Source organism: Luteimonas sp. Soil_N_1, from assembly GCF_057656255.1.
Window position 1 is genome coordinate 2676937 of sequence record NZ_JBDGKS010000001.1, and the last position, 21390, is coordinate 2698326.

A 21390-nucleotide genomic window follows, 5' to 3' on the forward strand; every position below is an offset into this window, starting at 1 on the left:
CGAAGTGTCCGATGTTCGGGAGGCGTTGCCAAGTGCTTGATTGTGAACGCCGGTGACTCCGGGGATGTGGCTGCCGGCGCGCGTCTGCCGCCGTTGCCGGTAGACTTTCGCCCCCATCCAGCCATCCGGCCCGGACTCAGCGCCGCGCCCCGGACACGCCATGACCCAGACCGCTTCCACGGCGCCGAGTGCGCCCGCTTCCGATCCGTCCTCCGCGCCCGTGCCTGCTCCCGGCGACCGTCCGCGCGTGCGCGGCAAGCTCTTCATCCAGACCCACGGGTGCCAGATGAACGAGTACGACTCGGCCAAGATGGCCGACGTGCTCGCCGCCAGCGACGGGCTGGAGCTGACCGACAACGTCGAGGAAGCGGACGTCGTGCTGGTCAACACCTGCTCGATCCGCGAGAAGGCGCAGGAGAAGGTCTTCAGCCAGCTCGGCCGCTGGAAGGCGCTCAAGAAGGACGGCAGGCCGGTGCTGATCGGCGTCGGCGGCTGCGTCGCGTCGCAGGAAGGCGACGCGATCATCAAGCGTGCGCCCTATGTTGACCTGGTGTTCGGCCCGCAGACATTGCACCGCCTGCCCGAACTGATCCGCGCCAAGCGCGAGACCGGCGTGCCGCAGGTCGACATCAGCTTTCCCGAGATCGAGAAGTTCGACCGCCTGCCCGAGCCGCGCGCCGAGGGGCCGACTGCGTTCGTGTCGATCATGGAAGGCTGCTCGAAGTACTGCTCGTTCTGCGTCGTGCCCTACACGCGCGGCACCGAGATCAGCCGCCCGTTCGAGGACGTGCTGATCGAGGTGGTGCGCCTGGCCGGCCAGGGCGTGCGCGAGATCAACCTGCTCGGCCAGAACGTCAACGCCTACCGCGGCGACATGGGCGACGGCACCATCGCCGACCTCGGCCTGCTGATCCGCACGATCGCCGAGATCGACGGCGTCGACCGCATCCGCTTTACCACCTCGCATCCGCTGGAGTTCTCGGACTCGCTGGTCGAGGCCTACCGCGACGTGCCGCAGCTGGCGAACTACCTGCATCTGCCGGTGCAGGCCGGCAGCGACCGCATCCTGTCGGCGATGAAGCGCGGCTACACCGCGCTCGAGTTCAAGCAGAAGATCCGCAAACTGCGTGCGGTGCGGCCGGACATCTCCATCAGCTCGGATTTCATCGTCGGTTTCCCCGGCGAGACCGATGCGGATTTCGAGAAGACGATGAAGCTGATCGAGGACGTCGGCTTCGACCAGTCGTTCTCCTTCATCTATTCGCGCCGTCCCGGCACGCCGGCCTCGGATCTCGAGGATTCGGTGACGCAGGAGGAGAAGCACGCGCGGCTGTCGCGCCTGCAGGCGCACATCAATGCGTACGCGGCCGGCATTTCCGAACGCATGGTCGGCAGCGTGCAGACGGTGCTGGTCGAAGGCCCGTCGCGCAAGGATCCGGCCGAGCTCACCGGCAAGACCGAGAACATGCGCTCGGTGAACTTCCCGGCCCCGGCGCGGCTGATCGGCCAGTTCGTCGATGTCGAGATCACCGCGGCGCTGAGCAATTCGCTGCGTGGTCGCCTGGTGCTGCGCGACACAGACTGATCCGCGCCGCGGGGCGGATTTACACGTCCGCCTGTCGCGACCCTCGCTAGAATCCGCGCCATGACCAACGCCCTTCCCGAACGCACCTTCCTGCTCGAGCCCTCGGACTCCGAGCGCCTGTCCAATCTCGCCGGCCCCTTCGACGGCCATCTGCGCCAGATCGAGCTGCGACTGGGCGTGGAGATCGCCAACCGCGGCAACATCTTCCGCGTCACTGGGCGCGATGAGACGATGCTCGACCGCACCGAGAAGCTGCTCAAGGCCCTCTACGCCGAAAGTGAAGGCGAGGTGCTCGACAGCCACGCGATCAACCTGCGCCTGAGCCCGGCGAACGTCGAAGAGGACTACACACCGCAGGAAGTCTCGGTGCGCGTCAAGCGCGGCACGATCCGCGGGCGCGGCGCGAACCAGGCCAAATACCTGCACAAGATCACCGGCCACGACATCAACTTCGGCGTCGGCCCGGCCGGTACCGGCAAGACCTTCCTCGCGGTCGCGATGGCGGTCGAAGCGCTCAACGAGGCCAAGGTCCAGCGCCTGATCCTGGTGCGGCCCGCGGTCGAGGCCGGCGAGAAGCTCGGCTTCCTGCCCGGCGATCTGACCCAGAAGGTCGATCCCTATCTGCGCCCGCTCTACGACGCGCTGTACGAAATGCTCGGCGTGGAAAAGGTGGCCAAGCTGCTGGAACGCAACGTCATCGAGATCGCGCCGCTGGCCTACATGCGCGGCCGCACGCTCAACGATGCGTTCGTGATCCTCGACGAAGCGCAGAACACCACGATCGAACAGATGAAGATGTTCCTGACCCGTCTCGGCTTCGGCTCGACCGCGGTCGTGACCGGAGACCTCACCCAGATCGATCTGCCCAAGCACGTGAAGTCCGGCCTGCGCGATGCGATCGAGGTGCTGCACGAGGTCGAGGGCGTCAGCTTCACGTTCTTCGAAGCGCGTGACGTGGTGCGCCATCCGCTGGTCGCGCGCATCGTCACCGCCTACGAGCGCCGCGATGCCAGTGACGCGGCCACCGGCCCGGCGGCGCAGGGATGACGCAAGGCCCCACCCGACTCGATGTCGCGATCGGCTATGCGCTGCCGCGCAAGGGCCTGCCGGCCGCGGCGAGTTTCCGGAAGTGGTCGGCCGCCGCGCTGGCCGGACGCATCCGCGAGGCGGATCTGGCGATCCGGATCGTCGACGAAGACGAAGGCCGCGCGCTCAACCGCCATTACCGCGGCAAGGACTACGCGACCAACGTGCTGAGCTTCCCGGCCGAGCTGCCGGAAGGTCTGCCCGAGGGCGTGCATCTGCCGCTGCTCGGTGACCTCGTCATCTGCGCGCCTGTGGTCGCGCGCGAGGCGGCCGAGCAGGCCAAGTCCTTGAATGCGCACTACGCGCACCTCACGGTGCACGGCGTGCTGCACCTGCTCGGCTGGGACCATGAGGACGACAAGGACGCCGAGGCGATGGAGCAGCTGGAGCGCGAGGTCCTCGCCGGCCTCGGCATCGACGATCCCTACGCCGGCGAGCTGCGCTGACGGGCGCCTCCACGGCGGCCTGATAGACTGCTACCAAGGCCCATCCGGGCGATTCGCGAACACGCACCACGCCATGTCCGAGGACGACAGTCGACCTTCCCCCGCCTCCGAACCCCAGGAGCGCCGCCGCGGCTGGCTCGAGCGCCTGAGCTCGGCCATTTCCGGCGAGCCGAGCAACCGCGAGGACCTCGTGGAACTGCTCCGCGATACCCACGCAGACGGTCTGATCGATGCCGATACGCTGCGCATGTTCGAAGGCGCACTGGGCATTTCCAGCAAGACGGTCGGTGACGTGATGGTGCCGCGCGCGCAGATGGTCGCCCTCCCCGCCGAGGCGCCGTTCCTTGAGCTGATGCGGCAGGTCGTCGAGTCCGGCCACTCGCGCTTCCCGGTGCATGGCGACGACAAGGACGAGATCCTCGGCATCCTGCTGGCGAAGGATCTGCTGCGCGGCGTGGTGGCCGACAACGGTCCCGGTTCGATCCACGAGCTGCTGCGTCCGGCGGTGCTGATTCCCGAATCCAAGAAGCTCAACGTGCTGCTGCGCGAGTTCCGCCTGTCACGCAACCACATGGCGATCGTCATCGACGAGTACGGCGGCGTCGCCGGCCTGGTGACGATCGAGGACGTGCTCGAGGAAATCGTCGGCGAGATCGACGACGAACACGACGATGCCGAGGATCCGAACGCCCTGATCGCGGCCCAGGCTGACGGCCAGTTCGCAGTCAGCGCGCTGACGCCGATCTCCGACTTCAACGAGCGCTTCGGTTCCGATTTCGACGACGCCGAGTACGACACCATCGGTGGCGTGATCACCGGCGCGATCGGGCACCTGCCAGAGGTCGGCGAGGAACTCACCCTCGGCCGTTTCGCGTTCCGGGTGACCGATGCCGACTCGCGACGCCTGCACGCGCTGCACGTCAGCGTGCATGCCGAAGCCTGATCTGTCACGCGGGCCGATGCGCTTGCTCGTGCGCACGTTGGTCCTGTTGCTGTGCCTGGCACTGTGGCCGCTGCTCGCGGTCGCACAGGACGCGGGCGTGCCGCGCATCGGCGTGGCCACGATGCAGCCCGGCGATGTGTTCTTCGAACGTTTCGGCCACAACGCGCTGGTCGTCGACGATCCGGCGCAGCCGGAACCGCTGTCGTACAACTTCGGCTTCTTCGATCCGAACGAGCCCGACTTCGTGCCGCGCTTCATCCGCGGCGACATGCGCTACATGCTGGCGGCATTGCCGCTCGCCGACGATCTCGCCTACTACCGCGATGTCGGCCGTGGCGTGTCGATCCAGTGGCTGGATCTCGATCCGGCGCAGGCGCGCGAGCTCGCCGGCGCGCTGGCCGAGAACGCGAAGCCCGAGAACGCGCACTACCGCTACGACTACTTCACCGACAACTGCTCCACGCGCGTGCGCGACGCGATCGACACCGCGCTCGGCGGCGCGCTGCGTGGTCAGTTGCAGGGCCGCTCGCGCGGCAACACCTACCGCGGCGACGCGGTGCGCCTGGCCTCGCCGGCGCTGTGGATGTGGCTGGGCTTCGACATCGGCCTGGGGCCGTCCGCGGATCGACCCAACGCCTTGTGGGAAGACGCCTTCGTGCCGATGCGACTGGCAGATGCGCTGCGCAGCGCGCGCAACGTCGATGGCCGTCCGCTGGTGTCGGGCGAACAAATCATCGTGCCGCACACGCAAGCGCCGGAGCCCGCCGAGCGCGCACGTCTGCTGTGGCCGTGGCTGGTGGCCGGCCTCGCGCTGGGCGCGGCGATCCTGGTCGCGGGCCGGTCCGCACCGCGCACGCTGGCCGCGATCGCTTTGCCGTTCTGGGCACTGAGCGCCCTGCTTGGCGGCCTGATGCTGTTCCTGTGGCTGGGCAGCGAACACGTGTTCGCCTGGCGCAATCACAACCTGCTGCTGTTCAACCCGCTGTGCCTGCTGCTGCTGCCCGGCGGCTGGCGCATCGCACGTGGACGCGCACCCGGTGCACTGTTCGGATGGGTGCTTCCCACGGTGCTCGTATGCGGCATCGTCGCGCTGTTCCTGCACTGGCTGCCGGTGCTGCCGCAGCGCAATGCGGCGTGGCTGGCGCTGCTGATGCCGGTGCACGTGGCGCTGTTCTGGATGTTGCGGCGGCAGGCCGCGACGCTGACACGCCGTCGCGCCTGATCGTCATCCCGGCGGAGAGCCGGAGTGACGACACGATCGGACCGCTGCCTCGCAAGCAGATCCGGCCATCAGGCCGGCAGCAGGGGTAGTCCGGATGGATGCGGCATCGCACGCCGGGAACGCCGCGCAACTGCTTCAGACCGCACGCGCATCCGTCCCGACCGTTTCCGCGCTTGTCGCGCCCGCGCAGGTGGCGGACGATGGCGCGATGCAGACCCCATCCGAACCACTCCCCGCCGCGGCGCCTGCGGCCGCCAATCCTGCCTGCGTCGTCAATTGCGCGGTGTACGGATCGGATGGCCGCAAGCAGAACATCCTGCTCGACGACATCAGTGACGTGCTGGCGATCGACGACGGCAGCTTCGTGTGGATCGGTCTGTACGAACCGGGCGCCGACGTGCTGGCGCAACTGCAGCAGGAATTCTGTCTGCACGATCTCGCGATCGAGGACGCAGGCAAGGCGCACCAGCGACCGAAGATCGAGGCCTACGGCGATTCGCTGTTCATCGTCGCCAACACCGCGCAGGCCATCGACGAGCGCATCGCCTATGGCGAGACGCACATCTTCCTCGGCGCGCGCTATCTGGTGACCGTGCGCCACGGCGCATCGCTGTCGTATGCACCAGCGCGGCAGCGCATCGAACGCGAACCAGAACTGATGGCGATGGGCGCGCCGGCCGCGCTGTACGCGGTGCTCGATGCGATCGTCGACAACTACCTGCCGATCGTCGATGACTTCAAGACGACGCTCAACGCACTCGAGCAGGACATCATCAGCGAGCAGTTCCATCGCGGCATCGTGATCCGGCTCTACCAGCTCAAGCGCGAGCTGACCTACATGCGCGTCGCGGTGACGCCGCTGCAGGACGTGCTCTCGCAGCTGGTGCGCAGCAGCAGCCCGCTGATTCCCAGCGAAGCCAAGCTCTACATCCGCGACGTGCTCGACCACTCGGTGCGCATCAACGAGACCATCGACGCGATCCGCGACATCCTCGGTACCGCGTTGGGCGTCAACCAGGCGCTGGTGACGCTGACCCAGGGCGAGATCGTCAAGAAGCTCGGTGCCTGGGCCGCCCTGCTCGCCGCGCCGACGCTGATCACCAGCTGGTACGGCATGAACTTCCACGACATGCCCGAGCTCGACGAACGCTACGCGTATCCTCTGCTGATCGGCGGCGTGGGCGTGGTGATGGTCGTGCTCTACCGGATGTTCAAGAAGGCGCGCTGGCTGTAACCGCGCGGCCGCGCACTCACGCGGGCCAGAAGCGTACGAACAGTTCGCGGATCGCCAGGCCGCCGCCGATCAGGATCGCGAAGTAGACCATCGTCAGCACGTTGGCGACGTGGCCAAGCAACACCATCAGGCCGTCGCGCTGCAGCAGGCCGATCGCCAGGCACATCAGGGCGACGCCGGGAATCGTGTTGCTGAAGGGAATGAAGCCGAACGGCGCCATCAGCAGCACCGCGCCGAGGACCAGCGCGCTGTCGTTGACCAGCCCCATCGCGCGACCATCGGTCAGACGCGACAGGCGCCCGGGCCTGGTGATGCGCTCCAGACGACGGACCCACGTCAGCCCGGTATCGAGCGCGCCGCGCAGCCGGCCCGCGGGCACCGTGCGCCGACGCACCGCATCGGGAAGCCACAGCGCACGATTGGCCATGCGGGCGACGCCGATCAGCACGATCACCGCGCCGAACACGGTGCTGACGCCGGGGATCGACACCGGAATCAGGAACACGAGGGTCAGCAGGATGACCAGCAGCAACATGCCCTGCGTACCGAGCTCGTCGACCAGCGGACCGACCTGCACATCGCCATCCGGCAGCCGCGCGATCAACGACTGCAGTTGACCGCGCAGGGTCAGGGTGTCGTCTGCGTCAGTCATCGTGTCGCGTGCTCGATCGAGTTGGAAACCAGGGCGGACCTGCGGTGCAGGCCGTTCGCGACAGCCTGCATGGGCGCTCGACACGGGATCCGGAAGCGCGATGCTAGCAGGCGGTTCGCGGCTCTACGACGAAAGTCTTAAGACCCTGACGCCGCATTCGACCGATTGCGCATTGACCGCACGCGTTCCCGGGGTGACCCTGTGCGCGTCTTCCCCTGGATTAACCGAAAATGAAGGGTGCCATCAATCACGTAGTCTGGGGCGCGGTCGCGCTGCTGGGCGCGTCCTGTATGGGCGTCGTGGCCCTGCGACAAGGCGAACAGATCAGCGCGCTCTGGATCGTCGTGGCCGCAGTCTCGATCTATCTGGTCGCATACCGCTACTACAGCCTGTACATCGCCGATAAGGTGTTGGGGCTCAATTCGCGTCGGGCAACCCCCGCGCACGTCAACAACGACGGTCTCGATTACGTCCCGACCAACAAGCACGTGCTGTTCGGTCACCACTTCGCCGCAATCGCCGGCGCCGGTCCGCTGGTCGGCCCCGTGCTCGCTGCGCAGATGGGTTATCTGCCCGGCATGCTGTGGCTGATCGTCGGTGTGGTGCTCGCGGGCGCCGTGCAGGACTTCATGGTCCTCTTCATTTCCACCCGCCGGAACGGCCGTTCGCTCGGTGATCTGGTGCGCGAGGAGATGGGCCAGGTCGCCGGCACCATCGCGCTGTTCGGCGCCTTCATGATCATGATCATCATCCTCGCGGTGCTGGCGATGATCGTCGTCAAGGCACTGGCCGAGAGCCCGTGGGGCATGTTCACGGTGATCGCGACGATGCCCATCGCGATCTTCATGGGCATCTACATGCGCTACATCCGCCCGGGCAAGATCGGCGAGATCTCGATCTTCGGCATCATCGCCCTGCTCGCGGCGATCTGGTTCGGCGGCAAGGTCGGCGCGGATCCCTACTGGGGCCCGGCCTTCACCTTCACCGGCACCCAGATCACCTGGATGCTGATCGGGTACGGCTTCGTCGCCGCGACCCTGCCGGTGTGGCTGCTGCTCGCCCCGCGCGACTACCTCTCCACGTTCCTCAAGATCGGCGTGATCGTCGCGCTGGCCATCGGTATCGTCATCGCCAGCCCGGAAGTCACCACGCTGAAGATGCCGGCGCTGACCGAGTTCGCCTCCACCGGCGACGGTCCGGTCTGGAAGGGCGGTCTGTTCCCGTTCCTCTTCATCACGATCGCGTGCGGCGCCGTCTCCGGCTTCCATGCGCTGATTTCCTCGGGCACCACGCCCAAGCTGCTCGCCAACGAAACCCACGCCCGCTACATCGGCTACGGCGGCATGCTGATGGAATCGTTCGTGGCGATCATGGCGCTGGTCGCGGCCTCGATCCTCGATCCGGGCATCTACTTCGCGATGAACAGCCCGGCCGCGGTACTCGGCACGGATGTGCAGAGCGCAGCGGCCGCGGTCAGCCAGATGGGCTTCGTCATCACGCCCGAGGCGCTGGAACTCAAGGCCCAGCAGATCGGCGAAAGCACGATCATCTCGCGCGCCGGTGGCGCACCGACGCTCGCTGTCGGCATCGCGGTGATCCTGCACGACGCCCTGCCCGGCACCGGCGACGGCGCCATGGCGTTCTGGTACCACTTCGCGATCCTGTTCGAGGCGCTCTTCATCCTGACCGCCGTCGACGCAGGTACCCGCGCCGGTCGCTTCATGCTGCAGGACCTGCTGGGCAACTTCGTGCCGGTGCTGCGCAAGACCGACAACTGGGGTGCGAACGCACTCGGCACCGCGGGCTGCGTCGCGCTGTGGGGGTACTTCCTCTATCAGGGCGTCGTGGATCCGCTGGGTGGCATCAACACCCTGTGGCCGCTGTTCGGTATCGCCAACCAGATGCTCGCGGGCATCGCACTGATGCTGTGCACGGTGGTGCTCTTCAAGATGAAGAAGGACCGCTACGCATGGGTCACCGTCCTGCCGGCGGCATGGCTGCTGATCTGCACCACGTCCGCAGGCCTGATCAAGCTGTTCGACCCGAAGCCGGCCATGGGCTTCCTCGCCCAGGCCCGCCACTACCAGGCGGCGCTGGCCAACGGCGAACTGCTGGGCGCGGCCAAGACCGCAGGCCAGATGCGTCAGGTCATCGTCAACGGCTACGTCAATGCCGGCTTGACGGCACTGTTCCTGTTCGTGGTCTTCAGCGTGCTGTTCTTCGCCGTCCGCGCCATCCTCAAGGCCCGCCGCGCACCCGCGCCGACGGCCAAGGAATCGGCGTTCGTCGAACTGACGCCCGAACAGCAGCAGGCCTGGCTGTGACGGCGCGGCTCGTGACCGGAGTGCCGAACTGATGGCCGGCGCGCTGGTTCCCGTCGAGTACTTCGCCACGCACAAGCGTGTGTGGCGAAGGGTCGTCCAGACGGCGCGGCTGTGCTGCGGCGTCCCCGACTACGACAACTACGTGCGCCACATCCTCGAGAAGCATCCCGACCTCGAGCCGATGGACTACAAGACGTTCTTCCGCGAACGGCAGGAAGCCCGCTTCGGCGGACGCAACGGATTCCGTTGCTGCTGATCCAGGACGACACGTGACACGACGACGGGCGGAACCTCAGGATTCCGCCCGTTTTCGTTTTGGCGATGCCGTTGTGTCACGACAGATGACTTGGTTCGCTGCTGCGAGGGGAACCTGCGCAAGCGCCGGCTCTTGGCAGGGCAACGCTGATCAAGTCGAGCTGTGCTCGTCATTCCCGCGAAGGCGGGAATCCAGCGCCCTTCCGTCCGGTGGTCCGAGATCAATGGAATGCCGCTTTACCAGACATGCGTCTGTTGAAAGCCGCGGTCATGACGGATTCTTCAACGTTGTCCAGTTCGCTGTCGTCGCTTCGGCTTCGGCTTTGGCTTCGGCTTTGGCTTTGGCTTTGGCTTTGGCTTCGGCTTTGGCTTTGGCTTCGGCTTTGGCTTTTGCTTTGGCTTTGGCTTTGGCTTTGGCTTTGGCTTTGGTTTCCAGCCTTTGACTTGATCGAGCCGTAAAGAGAGCCGAGCACCGGAGCCTGGCGTGGCCGAAGAGCAGCCCATGTCTGAGCGCAGCGAGTTTGGGCTGCGTGCCGCGTCAGGCGAGGAGCACAGGGCACCGATGCGGCTGTATCGCATCGGCTCGCGTCCGGCGAAGACGGTTTTGCTTACTTTTGCCAAGACAAAAGTAAGCCGCGCGACAGTGCGGAAGCCCTGTACTTGATCTTCGCTTTGCAAGCACTTCGTCTGGGGCCCATCAAAATACGAAGCCAAGGCTGAGAAGCGAACAGCAAGTGCAGAGCTTTCGCCCGCTACGCGTGCGAGTTCCTTTTTGACGGGCCAAAAAGGGAACCAAAAACCCCCTTCGCCGGACGCGATCCGACCCGGCTGCGCCGTGCCGGTCCCCTGCGCTTCTCGGACGTCGGGGCACGCAGCCCAAACTCGCTGCGCTCAGACATGGGCTGCTCTTCGACCCCGCCGCCCTGCGATGCTCGGCTCGCTCTACGGCTCGATTCAGATCAAAGGCATAAAGCCAAAGCAGAGCAAAACAGGAGCCGAGCAAAAGCAAAAACAAAAGCAACACTCAAAGTCAGATCACTGCCCCGCCATCGCCCGCAAGCCGATGCCAACCAGATACGCCAGCACCGTCCCGGTCGCATAGCCCAACGCGCCGAGCAACGCGCCAACCGGCGCGAGCGACGGATGGAATACCGAGGCGACGACCGGCGCCGACGCAGGCCCGCCGATGTTGCTCTGCGAGCCCATCGCGAAATAGAAGAACGGCACGCGCAACGCCTTGCCGAGTGCCCACAACAACGCGATGTGGATACTGATCCAGATCAGGCCGAGCAGGAACAGCCACGGCCGATCGGCGAGCGCGAAGATGTCCATCTGCATGCCGATGCAGGCGATCAGGATGTACAGCAGCAACGTGCCGATCTTCGATGCGCCGGCGCCATCGAGCGTGCGCACGCGGGTGAAGCTCAGGCCCAGGCCGATCAACGTCGACAGCACGACGACCCAGACGAAGGGCTCGTGCAGGCTCACCTGTCGCGCCCAGCCCACGTTCGCGCCGAACCATGCCGACGCAGGACCGGCGATCGCATGCGAGAGGCCGACCGCGCCGAAGGCGATACCGACGATCAGCATCAGATCCGTCAGTGTGGTCACCCGCTCGTGCTCGGCCTGGTAACTGGCAAGGCGCGTCTTCAGTTCCTCGATCGCGCGCGTGTCGGCGCCGCTGCGCGCATCGATCTTCGCGGCACGACCGGCAAGGAAGATCAACACAGCCATCCACACGTACCCGACGCCGACATCGACGACGACGAACTGGCCGAACGTGGTTTCGTCGACGGCAAAGACTTCCTTCATCGCCACCATGTTCGCGCCGCCGCCGATCCAGCTGCCGGCCAGCGTCGCCATGCCCGCCCAGGTGTCACCAGCGACGGTCTCGGGATGGAGCAGCTCCATGATCCAGAACGCCGCGAAGGCGCCGATCATCACCGTGATCGATGCGCCGATGTACATCAGCAGCAGCTTGGGGCCCAGCCGCAGCACGCCGCGCAGATCGATGGTCAGCGTCAGAAGTACCAACGCGGCCGGCAGCAGCACGCGGCTGGCGACCGGGTTGTAGAGCGCGCTCGCACTGCCATCGATCAGGCCGACCGTGTTGTAGATGCCGGGAATGAAGTAGCACAGCAGCAGCGCCGGCACGTAGGTGTAGAAGCGCTTCCACGGACCGGACGGTCGGGATGCGGTCCAGAACACGGCGGCGAGTGTCGCGGCGATCAGGCCGAACAGTACGATGTCGTTGGTAATCAGCGCCGTGGACGGCGTGGCGGGGTCTGCGGCCATGAAAGGCGTCTTCTGTCGCCCGCCCGCTGCGCGCAGGCCGCGACGGCGGTGGCCGCGGCTGGGGCGCCGTCTTCGGCGACGGCGTGGCGGCATCGTGCCACAGCGGTTGCCGCGCGCAAGCCCCGCTCACGTCGTCCCGGAACGCGTGTCCCGCCAACCCACCGAAGGCACGCTGGCGGGTCCCGGCGAAGGCCGGTTCGGCGAGGCGAACCGCTGTTACTGCCCCGCCATCACCCGCAGGATCTGCCCGACCAGATACGCGATCAATGTGCCCGTCGCGTAGCCCACCGTACCGAGCAACACGCCGACCGGCGCCAGCGTCGGATGGAACGCGGCCGCCACGACCGGTGCCGAGGCCGCGGCACCGACGTTGCCCATTGAGCCGACGCCGATATAGAACATCGGCGCCTTGACCAGCCGCGCCGCGCCCCAGATCACCAGCACATGCACCAGCATCCAGATCGCGCCGATGGCGATCAGTTCCAGGCGGTCGAACAACCGCATGAAATCCATCTGCATACCGATGCACGCGATCAGGAAGTACAGGAACACGGTGCCGATCCGCGATGCGCCGGCGTCTTCGAGCCTGCGGGCCCGGGTGAAGCTCAACACCAGACCGGCCAGCGTGGAAATCAGCACGACCCAGACGAATGAGGAGTCCAGGCTGAAGCGCGACGCCCACTCGAACCGGCCGAACCATGCCGACAGCGGATTGGCGATCGCGTGCGCCAGTCCGACGAAACCGAATGCCACCGCGACGATGATCATCAGATCGTTCAACGTCGGAATCCGCGCGTTCGCGGCTTCGTGCGCGGCGATGCGCGACTTCATCTCGTCGATCGCCGCGGTATCGGCGCCACTGCGCGCATCGATCTGCGCCGAGCGGTTGGCGAGGAACAGCAGCGTCGCCATCAGCAGGCTGGCCATCGCCACATCGACGACCGCGAACTGCCCGAACAGCGTGGCATCGACCTCGTAGACCTCGCGCATGGCGACCATGTTCGCGCCGCCGCCGATCCAGCTGCCGGCCAGTGCCGCCATGCCCTTCCAGGTGTCGCCCGCGACCGCCGGCGGATGTACCCATTCCATGATCTGGAAGGACACGATCGCGCCGAGCACGATGCCGACGGTACCCGCGACGAACACGAACAGCAGCTTCGGTCCGAGTCTGAGGATGCCCTTGAGATCGATCGACAGCGTCAGCAGCACCAGCGCAGCGGGCAGCAGCACGCGACTGGCGATCGGGTTGTAGAGACTGTTCTGCTCGCCATCGATCAGGCCGACAGTGTTGTAGAACGCCGGCACGAAGTAGCACAGCAACAGCGCCGGTACCCAGGCGAAGAACTTCTTCCAGAACGGCGTGGGCCCGCTGGCGAGCCAGAAGATGAGACCGAGCGTGGCGGCGATCAGGCCGAAGAGCACGATGTCGCTGGTGATCAGCGCGGTGGACGGTGTGACGGTTTCTATCGCCATCTTGGCGGAACTCCCATTCCTGGCATTTCAGTAACGCACGCATGCGAACGGCCGGCTCGCGCCGGCCGCCTGCTCGGAACCGCTTACTCGCCGATGTGCTGCTTCAGCCAGGCGTTGACCGTGTCGTGCCAGAGCACGCTGTTGTGCGGCTGCAGGACCCAGTGGTTCTCGTCCGGGAAGTACAGCAGCTTCGATTCGATGCCCTTGCGCTGCAGCGCGGTGAACGTCGACAGGCCCTGGTCCACCGGCACGCGGTAGTCCTTCTCGCCCTGGACGACCAGCATCGGCACCTTCCAGTTGGCGACGTGATTCACCGGGTTCCAGCGCTCGTAGTTCTTCGGCTGGTCGAACGGCGTGCCCTTGTTCTCCCACTCGGTGAACCAGAGTTCTTCGGTCACGTAACCCATCGAGCGCGTGTCGAAGACACCGTCATGGTTGACCAGGCACTTGAACGGCGCGTTGCCGCGACGGTCGAACCAGTTGCCGGCGATCCAGTTGATCATGTAGCCGCCGTAGCTCGCGCCGAGCGCGCAGGCGCGGTCGCCGTCGAGGAATGCGTACTGCTGCTGCGCCGCGGCCCAGCCCTTCTGCAGGTCCTCGAGCGGTTTGCCGCCCCAGTCGCCGCTGATCGCATCGGTGAATGCCTGGCCATACCCGGTCGAGCCGTGAAAATCGATCATCACCACCGCGTAGCCCTGCCCCGCATACGTCTGCGGATTCCAGCGGTAGCTCCAGCCGTTGCCGAAGCTGCCCTGTGGGCCGCCGTGGATCAGGAACGCGACCGGATAGGTCTGGCCTTCCTGGTAGTTCCACGGCTTGACCACGTAGCCGTACACGGTCTCGTTGCCGGCACCCTTGAACGAGAACTGCTCGTAGTCACCGAACGCGACATCGGGCAGACGCTCGGCCGCGGTCGGCGTGATCTGGCGCAGCTGCGTATCGGCGCCCAGCGACTGCAGCGAACCGGTATAGAGCGTGTCGCCGCTCTGGATCGAGTTCCGAGTCAGCGCGACGGTGTCGCCGGCGATCGCGAACGACGAGATGGAGCCGTCGGCAATGAGCTTCGTGACTTCGCCGCTGGCGACATCGACGCGGAACAGCGGGTACTCGCCCGTGTCCTGCGCGGCGACGTAGAGCGCGCTGCCGTCGGCGGACGGGGTCACGCTGCTCGGCGAACGGTCCCACTGCGGCGCGATCTCGCGCGCCTGGCCGCTGGCGACATCCAGTGCCATCAGCGCATAGCGGTCAGCCTCGAACCCCGGGCGCTGCATCGCGCGGTAGAACAACGTGGCGCCGTCTTCGCTGAAGACCGGACCGGTATCCCAGGCGGGATTGGCGCTGGTGAGATTCACCGGCGCCGCCTCGCCCACCGCATCGATGCGGTAGAGATCGAAGTTGGTCGACCACGGCGCTTCGCGTCCGGCCACCTTGACGCTGGCGACGACCGAGCGGCCATCCGGCGCCCAGGTGTAGTCCTCGGCGCCGCCGAAGGGCTTGGACGGAATGTCGCCGTCGAGCGCATGGCCCAGCGCGCGCACCGTCGTGACCGCGCGGGCACGGGCGGCCGGCAGGTCGGCAACGAACAGGCGGCTCATCGTGCCGTCCTTCCAGGTGTCCCAGTGGCGCACGAACAGCTGGTCGTAGACCACGCCGCTGGCCTTGGCGTCCTTGGTTTCGGCAAGCTTCTGCTTCGTGCACGCGAGATCCGCGGCGCACTCGCCGAAGGTGTCGGCGCTGAACGCCACGCGCGCGCCGTCGGGCGAGAGCTGGTAGCTGCCGATGTCGACCGCGACGTCGGTCAGCTGGCGTGGCGTGCCGCCGGCCAGCGGCATCGAGAACAGCTGCGAGCTGCCGTTCTTGCTGCTGAGGAAGTAGACGGTCTGACCGTCGGCCGACAGCGATGGCGAGTTCACATTCCAACCCGCCGGGGTCAGCCGCTTCGGCGGCGCCATGTCGCGCGTCAGCAGGTTGCGCGTGTACAACGCGGTTTCCGCTTTGCCCGAATCGAAGTCCAGCGTGCGCTGGGCGAACACCAGCTGGCGACCGTCGGCGGTCAGCAGCGGCGCGGACACGCGGTCCAGCTGGACCAGATCACGAACGTCGAGCCCGCGCGCGGCCTCACGTTCCTGGGCAACGGCCGGCAACGCGGCGAGCAGGCACAACGGCAACAGCGCGAGGCGCAAGGACATGGCAGGGCTCCGTACAAAGAGCCCGAATGGTAGGCCGGCGCCGCGATGCTGGCAAAGCGGCGCCGGCAGAGGTCACTGGGCGGCGCGCTGTCCGCCCAGATGCGTGGCGAAGAAGTCGAGCAGCTTCGTGTAGTAGGTCCGACGGTTGTCGGGCGTATAGAAGCCGTGCCCCTCACTGGCGACATACAACGTTTCAACAGGGACATTCGCGCTCTTGAGCGCCCGCTCCATGCGCCGCGTGTGCTCGACGGGTGCGACTTCGTCTCGACCGCCTGCTGCGAGGAACACAGGTACCTGGATGCTCTCAGCAAGCCGGGTCGGCGATGCCTGGGCCAGTTGCTGGGAATCGCTGCCCACCCATCGGTCCATCCAGGTCCCGACCCATCGTCCCGAATGGTTGTTGGCAACACGCATCAACGGCAGATCGTAGACACCGACATATCCCACAGCGCATTGATAGAGCGTCGGCTCACGCGCCACTCCCATCAACGCCGCGTACGCCCCGTAACTGCCTCCATAGATACAGATGCGACCTGCATCCGCATGCCCCTGCTCGATCGCCCAGCGCGTCGCGTCGGTCAGGTCATCCTGCATCGCCAGTCCCCACTGGCGTGCGCCGGCCTCCTGGAACGCGCTTCCATAGTGACCCGAGCCACGGAAATTGATCTGCAGCACCGCGTAACCGGCAGCAGCGAGGAGCTGGACCTCGGGATCAAAGACCCAGTCGTCGTGGATCCCGAAAGGCCCGCCATGGGGCAGGACGATCATGGGGAGCGGCGTGCCGCTTACAGCCGTACGCGGGCGGGTCAGGAATCCGTGCAGAGCCAGGCCATCGCGCGCCTGCAACGACACGGGAAACATCGGTGCCATCTCCCGCGGGTCGATCCGTTCCTGTCTGGCGAACGTAAAGTCAGCATTCTTGGTCGCCGCGTCGAACGTGTAGAAGCTACCCGGGTCGACGTCGCTGGAAAGCTGCACCATCTTCGTGGTCGCATCCCAGGTCGAGGATGCGATCCGCAACGTCTGTCCCGGGAATGCCGCTTCGAGCATCCGGAACGCACGTGCGTCGGCAGACGATTCATCGAAGAACGCCAGTCTCGGCCTGGCACCCGTAAATCGGGCCCCGATCGGTATCGAGGTTCCAGGTCTGTAGACCACTTCCGGGTCGACGGTTTCATCGCGCAGCAGATCCCGTCGCTCGCCCGTGCCGACGTCGTAGGCGACGATCACATCCGGCCCCCGGCTCCGGCCCGTCAGCAGATAAGCCGTGGCGCCGTCGTCCGAAAAACCGATGGGGTACTCCGCACGACCCGACTCGGCCTCGTGATTGATGCGCGTCCACTCGCTGCCGCGCGCCTCGCGGTAGAACAGCTGACTGAGGTTGTCGGTACCGGCACCCACCGCCATGCGCACTTCACCCTGCGAATCGGTCCGGAAGCGCGCGCGCCGGACCGGCACCATCGCGATCGTGGAGCGGCGTCCCGAGTACACATCCATCCGGTCGACGCGGGTCATGGGGTCACCGGTGAACGGCGAGACCGCCACCAGCATAGATCTGGGATCAGCGCGCAACAGGTCCACCACGCTCGCATATACGAATTCTTCCTTGGCGCCGGACCCCAGACGCGAGCCGGTCCGCGCGCCGCGTACGCGGTAGCCCACCAGCAACTGTTGCCGGCTGCCGTCCAGATTCATGCCGTAGATCTCGCCGGTCAGCGAGGGCGTATCACGGGAGCCGAAGCGCTCGGCGATCGAGAACACCAGACGTTCCTCGTTGACCCACCAGAAGTCCGCGATGTGATTGTCGCGCGGCAAGCGCATGCTGCCGATGACAGTTTTGTCCTCCCGCCGCATCACCACCATTGCAGACGCATCGCCATAAGGAATCACCGCAGCGAAGTGCGTTCCCGTCGGCGAAATCTTGATATTGCGGATGGCATCTTCTTCGACGAACGGATCCAGCACGACCTGCGCATGCGCACCTGTCGTAAAACACCACAGCCCCAGCAGCCACACACACAGCAGTCCCTTGCGAAACATCGACTTTCCTCCTGATGGTTCCTGTACGAGCGCCGGACCGACAATCCGACGCGGGGCATGCTAGCCCGGCTTTCCAATCGGGGCCAAACGCAGGCCTATACTCCGCGCTTCGCACCACCGGACTGCCGCCTTGGGCGCCACCACCGTTTCTCCTGCTGTCCCGCATGCGGATTTCCTCGGCCACCCCAAAGGCGTCTTCGTCTGCTTCTTCACCGAGATGTGGGAGCGTTTCTCGTTCTACGGGATGAAGGCGCTGCTGCTGCTCTACATCCTCAAGTACCACCTGTTCGGCGACGACGCCGGCTTCGATCTGCTCGGCGCCTACGGCGGCCTGGTCTACGCGGTGCCGGTGATCGGCGGGTTGCTGGCCGACCGGTACTTGGGCATGCGCAAGGCAGTCGTGCTCGGCGGCGTGCTGCTGGTGCTCGGGCATCTGGGCATGGCCTACGAGGGTGAGCAGGCGCGCATCGTCGATGGCGTCGTCGTTCGCGACGAGGCTGCGCTGCAGGTGTTCTACCTGTCGCTGGCGCTGATCATCATGGGCGTCGGTTTCCTGAAGCCGAACATCTCGACGATCGTCGGCAAGCTCTACGCGCCCGAGGATCCGCGGCGCGATTCCGGGTTCACGCTGTTCTATGCGGGCATCAACGTCGGCGCGCTGTTCGCGAGTCTGGTCTGCGCATTCCTGGGCGAGACCTACGGCTGGAAGTACGGTTTCGGCGCGGCCGGCATCGGCATGATCGCCGGGCTGATCGTCTTCATCTGGGGCCAGAAGTATCTCTACGGCCTCGCTGAACCCAACGACCCGGCGAAGCTGCGCGAACGCGTCGGCCCGTTGTCGCGCGAGTGGTGGATCTATGCGGGCAGCGTCGCCGGCGCGCTGCTGGTCTGGCAGCTGATCCAGCGCACCTGGACCGTGCACGGGGCGATGCACCTGATCGCCGTCGCGCTCGCGGCGTGGTTCGTCTGGTTCCTCGTGCGCCACTGCACGAAAGTCGAGCGCCAGCAGATGCTGGCGCTGGTGCTGCTGATCATCGGCGTGCTGATCTTCTTTACGCTCTATGAGCAGACCTACGGCTCTTGGGTCACGTTCACCGACCGCATGTTAACCAAGGACCTGTTCGGCCTGACGCCCGGCGATTACCAGCCGGGCATTCCGTGGGCGATCTTCGCGCTCGCCAGCAGCCCGGTCCTGATGGTCACCGCGCTGCGCGCCAGTGATCGCGGCAACGGCGGGCTGGCTAAAACGGCGGTCATCGCGATGGTCGCCGCGCTGGCGATCGCGCTGGTCCACGACGTCGTGCTGGTGCCGCAGACCGCGGGCTCGCTGACCTTCCTCGGCGCGTTCTTCATCGTCGTACTGGCGCCGATCTTTTCGTGGTTGTGGCCGTGGCTGGACCGCCGCGGGCTCAACCCGAGCAAGCCGGCGAAAATGGCGATCGGCCTGGTGTTCGCCGGCCTCGCCTTCGTGCCGCTGATGCTGGCGGCGCAGTCCGCCGGCAGCGGTGTGCTCGCCAGCGTGTGGTGGCTGGTGCTGGCGTACTTCCTGCTGGAACTGGGCGAAATGTGCCTGTCGCCGATCGGCCTGTCGGCGGTGACCCAGCTGTCGGTCGCACGCGTGGTCGGCCTGATGATGGGTGCATTCTGGCTCGCGACCGCGTATTCGGAAGTGCTGGCCGCGCAGTTCGGCAAGCTGACCTCGATGGAGATGCTCGAAGGCGAGACCTTCGACATGGCGGTCGCGGCCACGCGCTATGGCGATCTGTTCCAGCTGATGCTGTGGATCGGCGTCGGCTCCGGGATCGCCTATTTCGTGCTGGCGCCGCTGGTGCGGCGCTGGATGCACGGCGTGCGCTGAGGCGGAACGCAGATCCCTGAAACGCAGAACCCCCGATCGCTCGGGGGTTCGTGCAGTACAACGGGTGACGCGATATCCGATCAGAACGGGATGTCGTCGTCCGAGAAGTCATCCATCGGTGCCGGACGCTGCTGCTGCGGGGCCGACTGGCGCGAAGGCGCGGGGCCGCGCTGCTGCGGGGCATCGCCGCCACCGCCGCCGGCCGGACGCTGCGGACGATTGCCGCGCTCGTAATTGCCACCGCCTCCACCACCGCCGCCGCCGTCACCACGACCGCCGAGCATCTGCATCTCGTTGGCGACGATGTCGGTCGTGTACTTCTCCACGCCGTCCTGGCCGGTGTACTTGTCGTAGCGGATCTCGCCTTCGACATAGCACTGGCTGCCCTTGCGCAGGTATTCGCCGGCGATCTCGCCGAGCTTGCCGAAGAACACCACGCGGTGCCATTCGGTGCGCTCCTGCTTGTTGCCGTCCTTGTCGTTGCGCACGCTGGTCGTGGCCAGGCTGATGCGGGTCACGGCCATGCCGCCCTGGGTGTACTTGGTGTCGGGGTCGTTGCCGAGATTGCCGACCAGGATGACTTTGTTGACGCCGCGGGCCATGGGAATTCCTTGGATTGCACCGGCTTCGAGACCGGCGTGATGGACCTCCACAGTATAGCCGCCAGCCGGTCGGCGTCCGACCCCCGCCCTCGTCCGCACGCCACTGTCGGGCGTCTCCTATAATTCCGGGCCTGCCTGTCCCGGATCCTGCATGAACAACGTCGCCCAACCGGCCGCCCGCCTCGACCTGCCGGCGATCCAGGCCCTCGCCGCCAGCGACATGGCCGCCATCGACGCGCTGATCCGCGACCGGCTGGCTTCCGACGTGGTGCTGATCAACCAGGTCGCCGAACACATCGTCTCGGCCGGCGGCAAGCGCCTGCGGCCGATGCTGGTGATGCTGGCCGGCCGCGCGACCGGCACTGTCGGCGCCGAGCACCACCAGCTGGCGGCGATCGTCGAGTTCATCCACACCTCGACCCTGCTGCACGACGACGTGGTCGATGAATCCGACCTGCGCCGCGGCCGCAGCACCGCCAACGCGATCTGGGGTAACGCCGCCAGCGTGCTGGTCGGCGACTTCCTGTATTCGCGCAGCTTCCAGCTGATGGTCGAACTCGACCGCATGCCGGTGATGCGCATCCTCGCCGACACCACCAACCGCATCGCCGAGGGCGAAGTGCTGCAGCTGCTGCACGTGCGCAACCCGGACACCGACGAGGCCGCCTACCTCAACGTCATCGAGCGCAAGACCGCGGTGCTGTTCGCCGCCGGCACGAAGCTCGGCGCGCTGGCCTCCGGCGCGGATGAAGCGACCCAGCAGGCGCTGTACGACTACGGCATGCAGCTGGGCTACGCATTCCAGATCGCCGACGACGTGCTCGATTACTCGGGCGACGCCGACGCACTGGGCAAGAACCTCGGCGACGACCTCGCCGAAGGCAAGGCCACGCTGCCGCTGATCCACGCGATGGCGCAGGCCACGCCCGAGCTGCGCGCGCGTCTGCGGACCATCGTCGAAACCGGTGATACCGATGCGCTGCCCGAAGTGCTGGCTGCGATCGAAGCCGCCGGCAGCCTCGACTACAGCCGCGCCCGCGCACTCGAATACGCCGAGGCGGCCGAACGTGCACTCGCCGGGCTCGGCGACAACGATGCCGTCGCCGCGCTGCGCGGCCTGGCGCGTTACGCGGTCGAACGCGGTCACTAGTCTTCTGGCGTCTCCGCCTCGCGACTCGACGCGGCG

General features: G+C 66.3%; 17 protein-coding genes. 11 read left to right on the top strand and 6 right to left on the bottom strand.

What is annotated here, in order from left to right; all coding sequences use genetic code 11:
- The first annotated feature begins 160 nt into the window (after positions 1-160).
- The 6 genes from miaB to AC3A4E_RS12495 all read left to right on the top strand — a co-directional run bounded on the left by miaB (position 161) and on the right by AC3A4E_RS12495 (position 6516).
- Complete coding sequence (miaB, locus tag AC3A4E_RS12470) at positions 161-1585, top strand: tRNA (N6-isopentenyl adenosine(37)-C2)-methylthiotransferase MiaB (protein ID WP_487631754.1); 1425 nt, start codon at positions 161-163, stop codon at positions 1583-1585.
- A 60-nt stretch (positions 1586-1645) separates the two neighbouring features.
- The gene (locus tag AC3A4E_RS12475; protein WP_487631755.1) at positions 1646-2632 is read left to right on the top strand and encodes a PhoH family protein; all 987 of its coding nucleotides are present in this window, start codon (positions 1646-1648) and stop codon (positions 2630-2632) included.
- Positions 2629-3117: an rRNA maturation RNase YbeY gene (ybeY, locus tag AC3A4E_RS12480; RefSeq protein WP_487631756.1), complete on the top strand. Its 489-nt coding sequence runs from the start codon at positions 2629-2631 to the stop codon at positions 3115-3117. The genes AC3A4E_RS12475 and ybeY overlap by 4 nt, the downstream gene beginning before the upstream one ends.
- Before the next feature lie 73 nt (positions 3118-3190).
- On the top strand, positions 3191-4060 hold the full coding sequence (locus tag AC3A4E_RS12485; protein ID WP_232137848.1) for a CorC family transporter: 870 nt from the start codon (positions 3191-3193) through the stop codon (positions 4058-4060).
- A 1-nt stretch (position 4061) separates the two neighbouring features.
- Positions 4062-5282, top strand: a complete 1221-nt coding sequence (locus tag AC3A4E_RS12490) for a lipoprotein N-acyltransferase Lnb domain-containing protein (protein WP_487632072.1) — start codon at positions 4062-4064, stop codon at positions 5280-5282.
- A gap of 208 nt (positions 5283-5490) precedes the next feature.
- Positions 5491-6516 carry a magnesium and cobalt transport protein CorA gene (locus AC3A4E_RS12495; RefSeq protein ID WP_487631757.1) on the top strand — a complete coding sequence of 342 codons (1026 nt, stop codon included), beginning with the start codon at positions 5491-5493 and terminating at the stop codon, positions 6514-6516.
- 16 nt (positions 6517-6532) lie between these two features.
- Here the strand turns inward: AC3A4E_RS12495 and AC3A4E_RS12500 are convergent, their stop codons facing one another.
- Complete coding sequence (locus tag AC3A4E_RS12500; RefSeq protein WP_487631758.1) at positions 6533-7168, bottom strand: exopolysaccharide biosynthesis protein; 636 nt, start codon at positions 7166-7168, stop codon at positions 6533-6535.
- Between the two features lie 230 nt (positions 7169-7398).
- On the opposite strand from AC3A4E_RS12500, the gene AC3A4E_RS12505 reads away from it, so the two are divergent.
- From AC3A4E_RS12505 to AC3A4E_RS12515, 3 genes are all read left to right on the top strand, one after another.
- On the top strand, positions 7399-9492 hold the full coding sequence (locus tag AC3A4E_RS12505; RefSeq protein ID WP_487631759.1) for a carbon starvation CstA family protein: 2094 nt from the start codon (positions 7399-7401) through the stop codon (positions 9490-9492).
- A gap of 31 nt (positions 9493-9523) precedes the next feature.
- Positions 9524-9748: a YbdD/YjiX family protein gene (locus tag AC3A4E_RS12510; RefSeq protein WP_487631760.1), complete on the top strand. Its 225-nt coding sequence runs from the start codon at positions 9524-9526 to the stop codon at positions 9746-9748.
- A 223-nt stretch (positions 9749-9971) separates the two neighbouring features.
- Complete coding sequence (locus AC3A4E_RS12515; protein ID WP_487631761.1) at positions 9972-10190, top strand: hypothetical protein; 219 nt, start codon at positions 9972-9974, stop codon at positions 10188-10190.
- Between the two features lie 592 nt (positions 10191-10782).
- Here AC3A4E_RS12515 and AC3A4E_RS12520 read toward each other — a convergent pair.
- The 4 genes from AC3A4E_RS12520 to AC3A4E_RS12535 form a co-directional block, all read right to left on the bottom strand.
- A complete protein-coding gene (locus tag AC3A4E_RS12520) occupies positions 10783-12042 on the bottom strand; it encodes a DUF819 family protein (protein ID WP_487631762.1) in 1260 nt (419 codons plus the stop codon).
- Between the two features lie 216 nt (positions 12043-12258).
- Positions 12259-13515: a DUF819 family protein gene (locus tag AC3A4E_RS12525; RefSeq protein ID WP_487631763.1), complete on the bottom strand. Its 1257-nt coding sequence runs from the start codon at positions 13513-13515 to the stop codon at positions 12259-12261.
- Between the two features lie 83 nt (positions 13516-13598).
- A complete protein-coding gene (locus tag AC3A4E_RS12530) occupies positions 13599-15704 on the bottom strand; it encodes a S9 family peptidase (RefSeq protein ID WP_487631764.1) in 2106 nt (701 codons plus the stop codon).
- A gap of 72 nt (positions 15705-15776) precedes the next feature.
- Positions 15777-17744: an alpha/beta hydrolase family protein gene (locus AC3A4E_RS12535; RefSeq protein ID WP_487631765.1), complete on the bottom strand. Its 1968-nt coding sequence runs from the start codon at positions 17742-17744 to the stop codon at positions 15777-15779.
- A 130-nt stretch (positions 17745-17874) separates the two neighbouring features.
- On the opposite strand from AC3A4E_RS12535, the gene AC3A4E_RS12540 reads away from it, so the two are divergent.
- Positions 17875-19602 (top strand): peptide MFS transporter, encoded by a 1728-nt coding sequence (locus AC3A4E_RS12540; protein ID WP_487631766.1) that lies wholly within the window; start codon positions 17875-17877, stop codon positions 19600-19602.
- 80 nt (positions 19603-19682) lie between these two features.
- On the opposite strand, the gene AC3A4E_RS12545 is transcribed toward AC3A4E_RS12540, so the two are convergent.
- Positions 19683-20204 carry a single-stranded DNA-binding protein gene (locus AC3A4E_RS12545; RefSeq protein ID WP_487631767.1) on the bottom strand — a complete coding sequence of 174 codons (522 nt, stop codon included), beginning with the start codon at positions 20202-20204 and terminating at the stop codon, positions 19683-19685.
- Positions 20205-20355: 151 nt separating this feature from the next.
- Between AC3A4E_RS12545 and AC3A4E_RS12550 the strand changes: the two genes are divergently transcribed.
- Positions 20356-21354 carry a polyprenyl synthetase family protein gene (locus AC3A4E_RS12550; protein WP_487631768.1) on the top strand — a complete coding sequence of 333 codons (999 nt, stop codon included), beginning with the start codon at positions 20356-20358 and terminating at the stop codon, positions 21352-21354.
- Positions 21355-21390 lie beyond the last annotated feature (36 nt).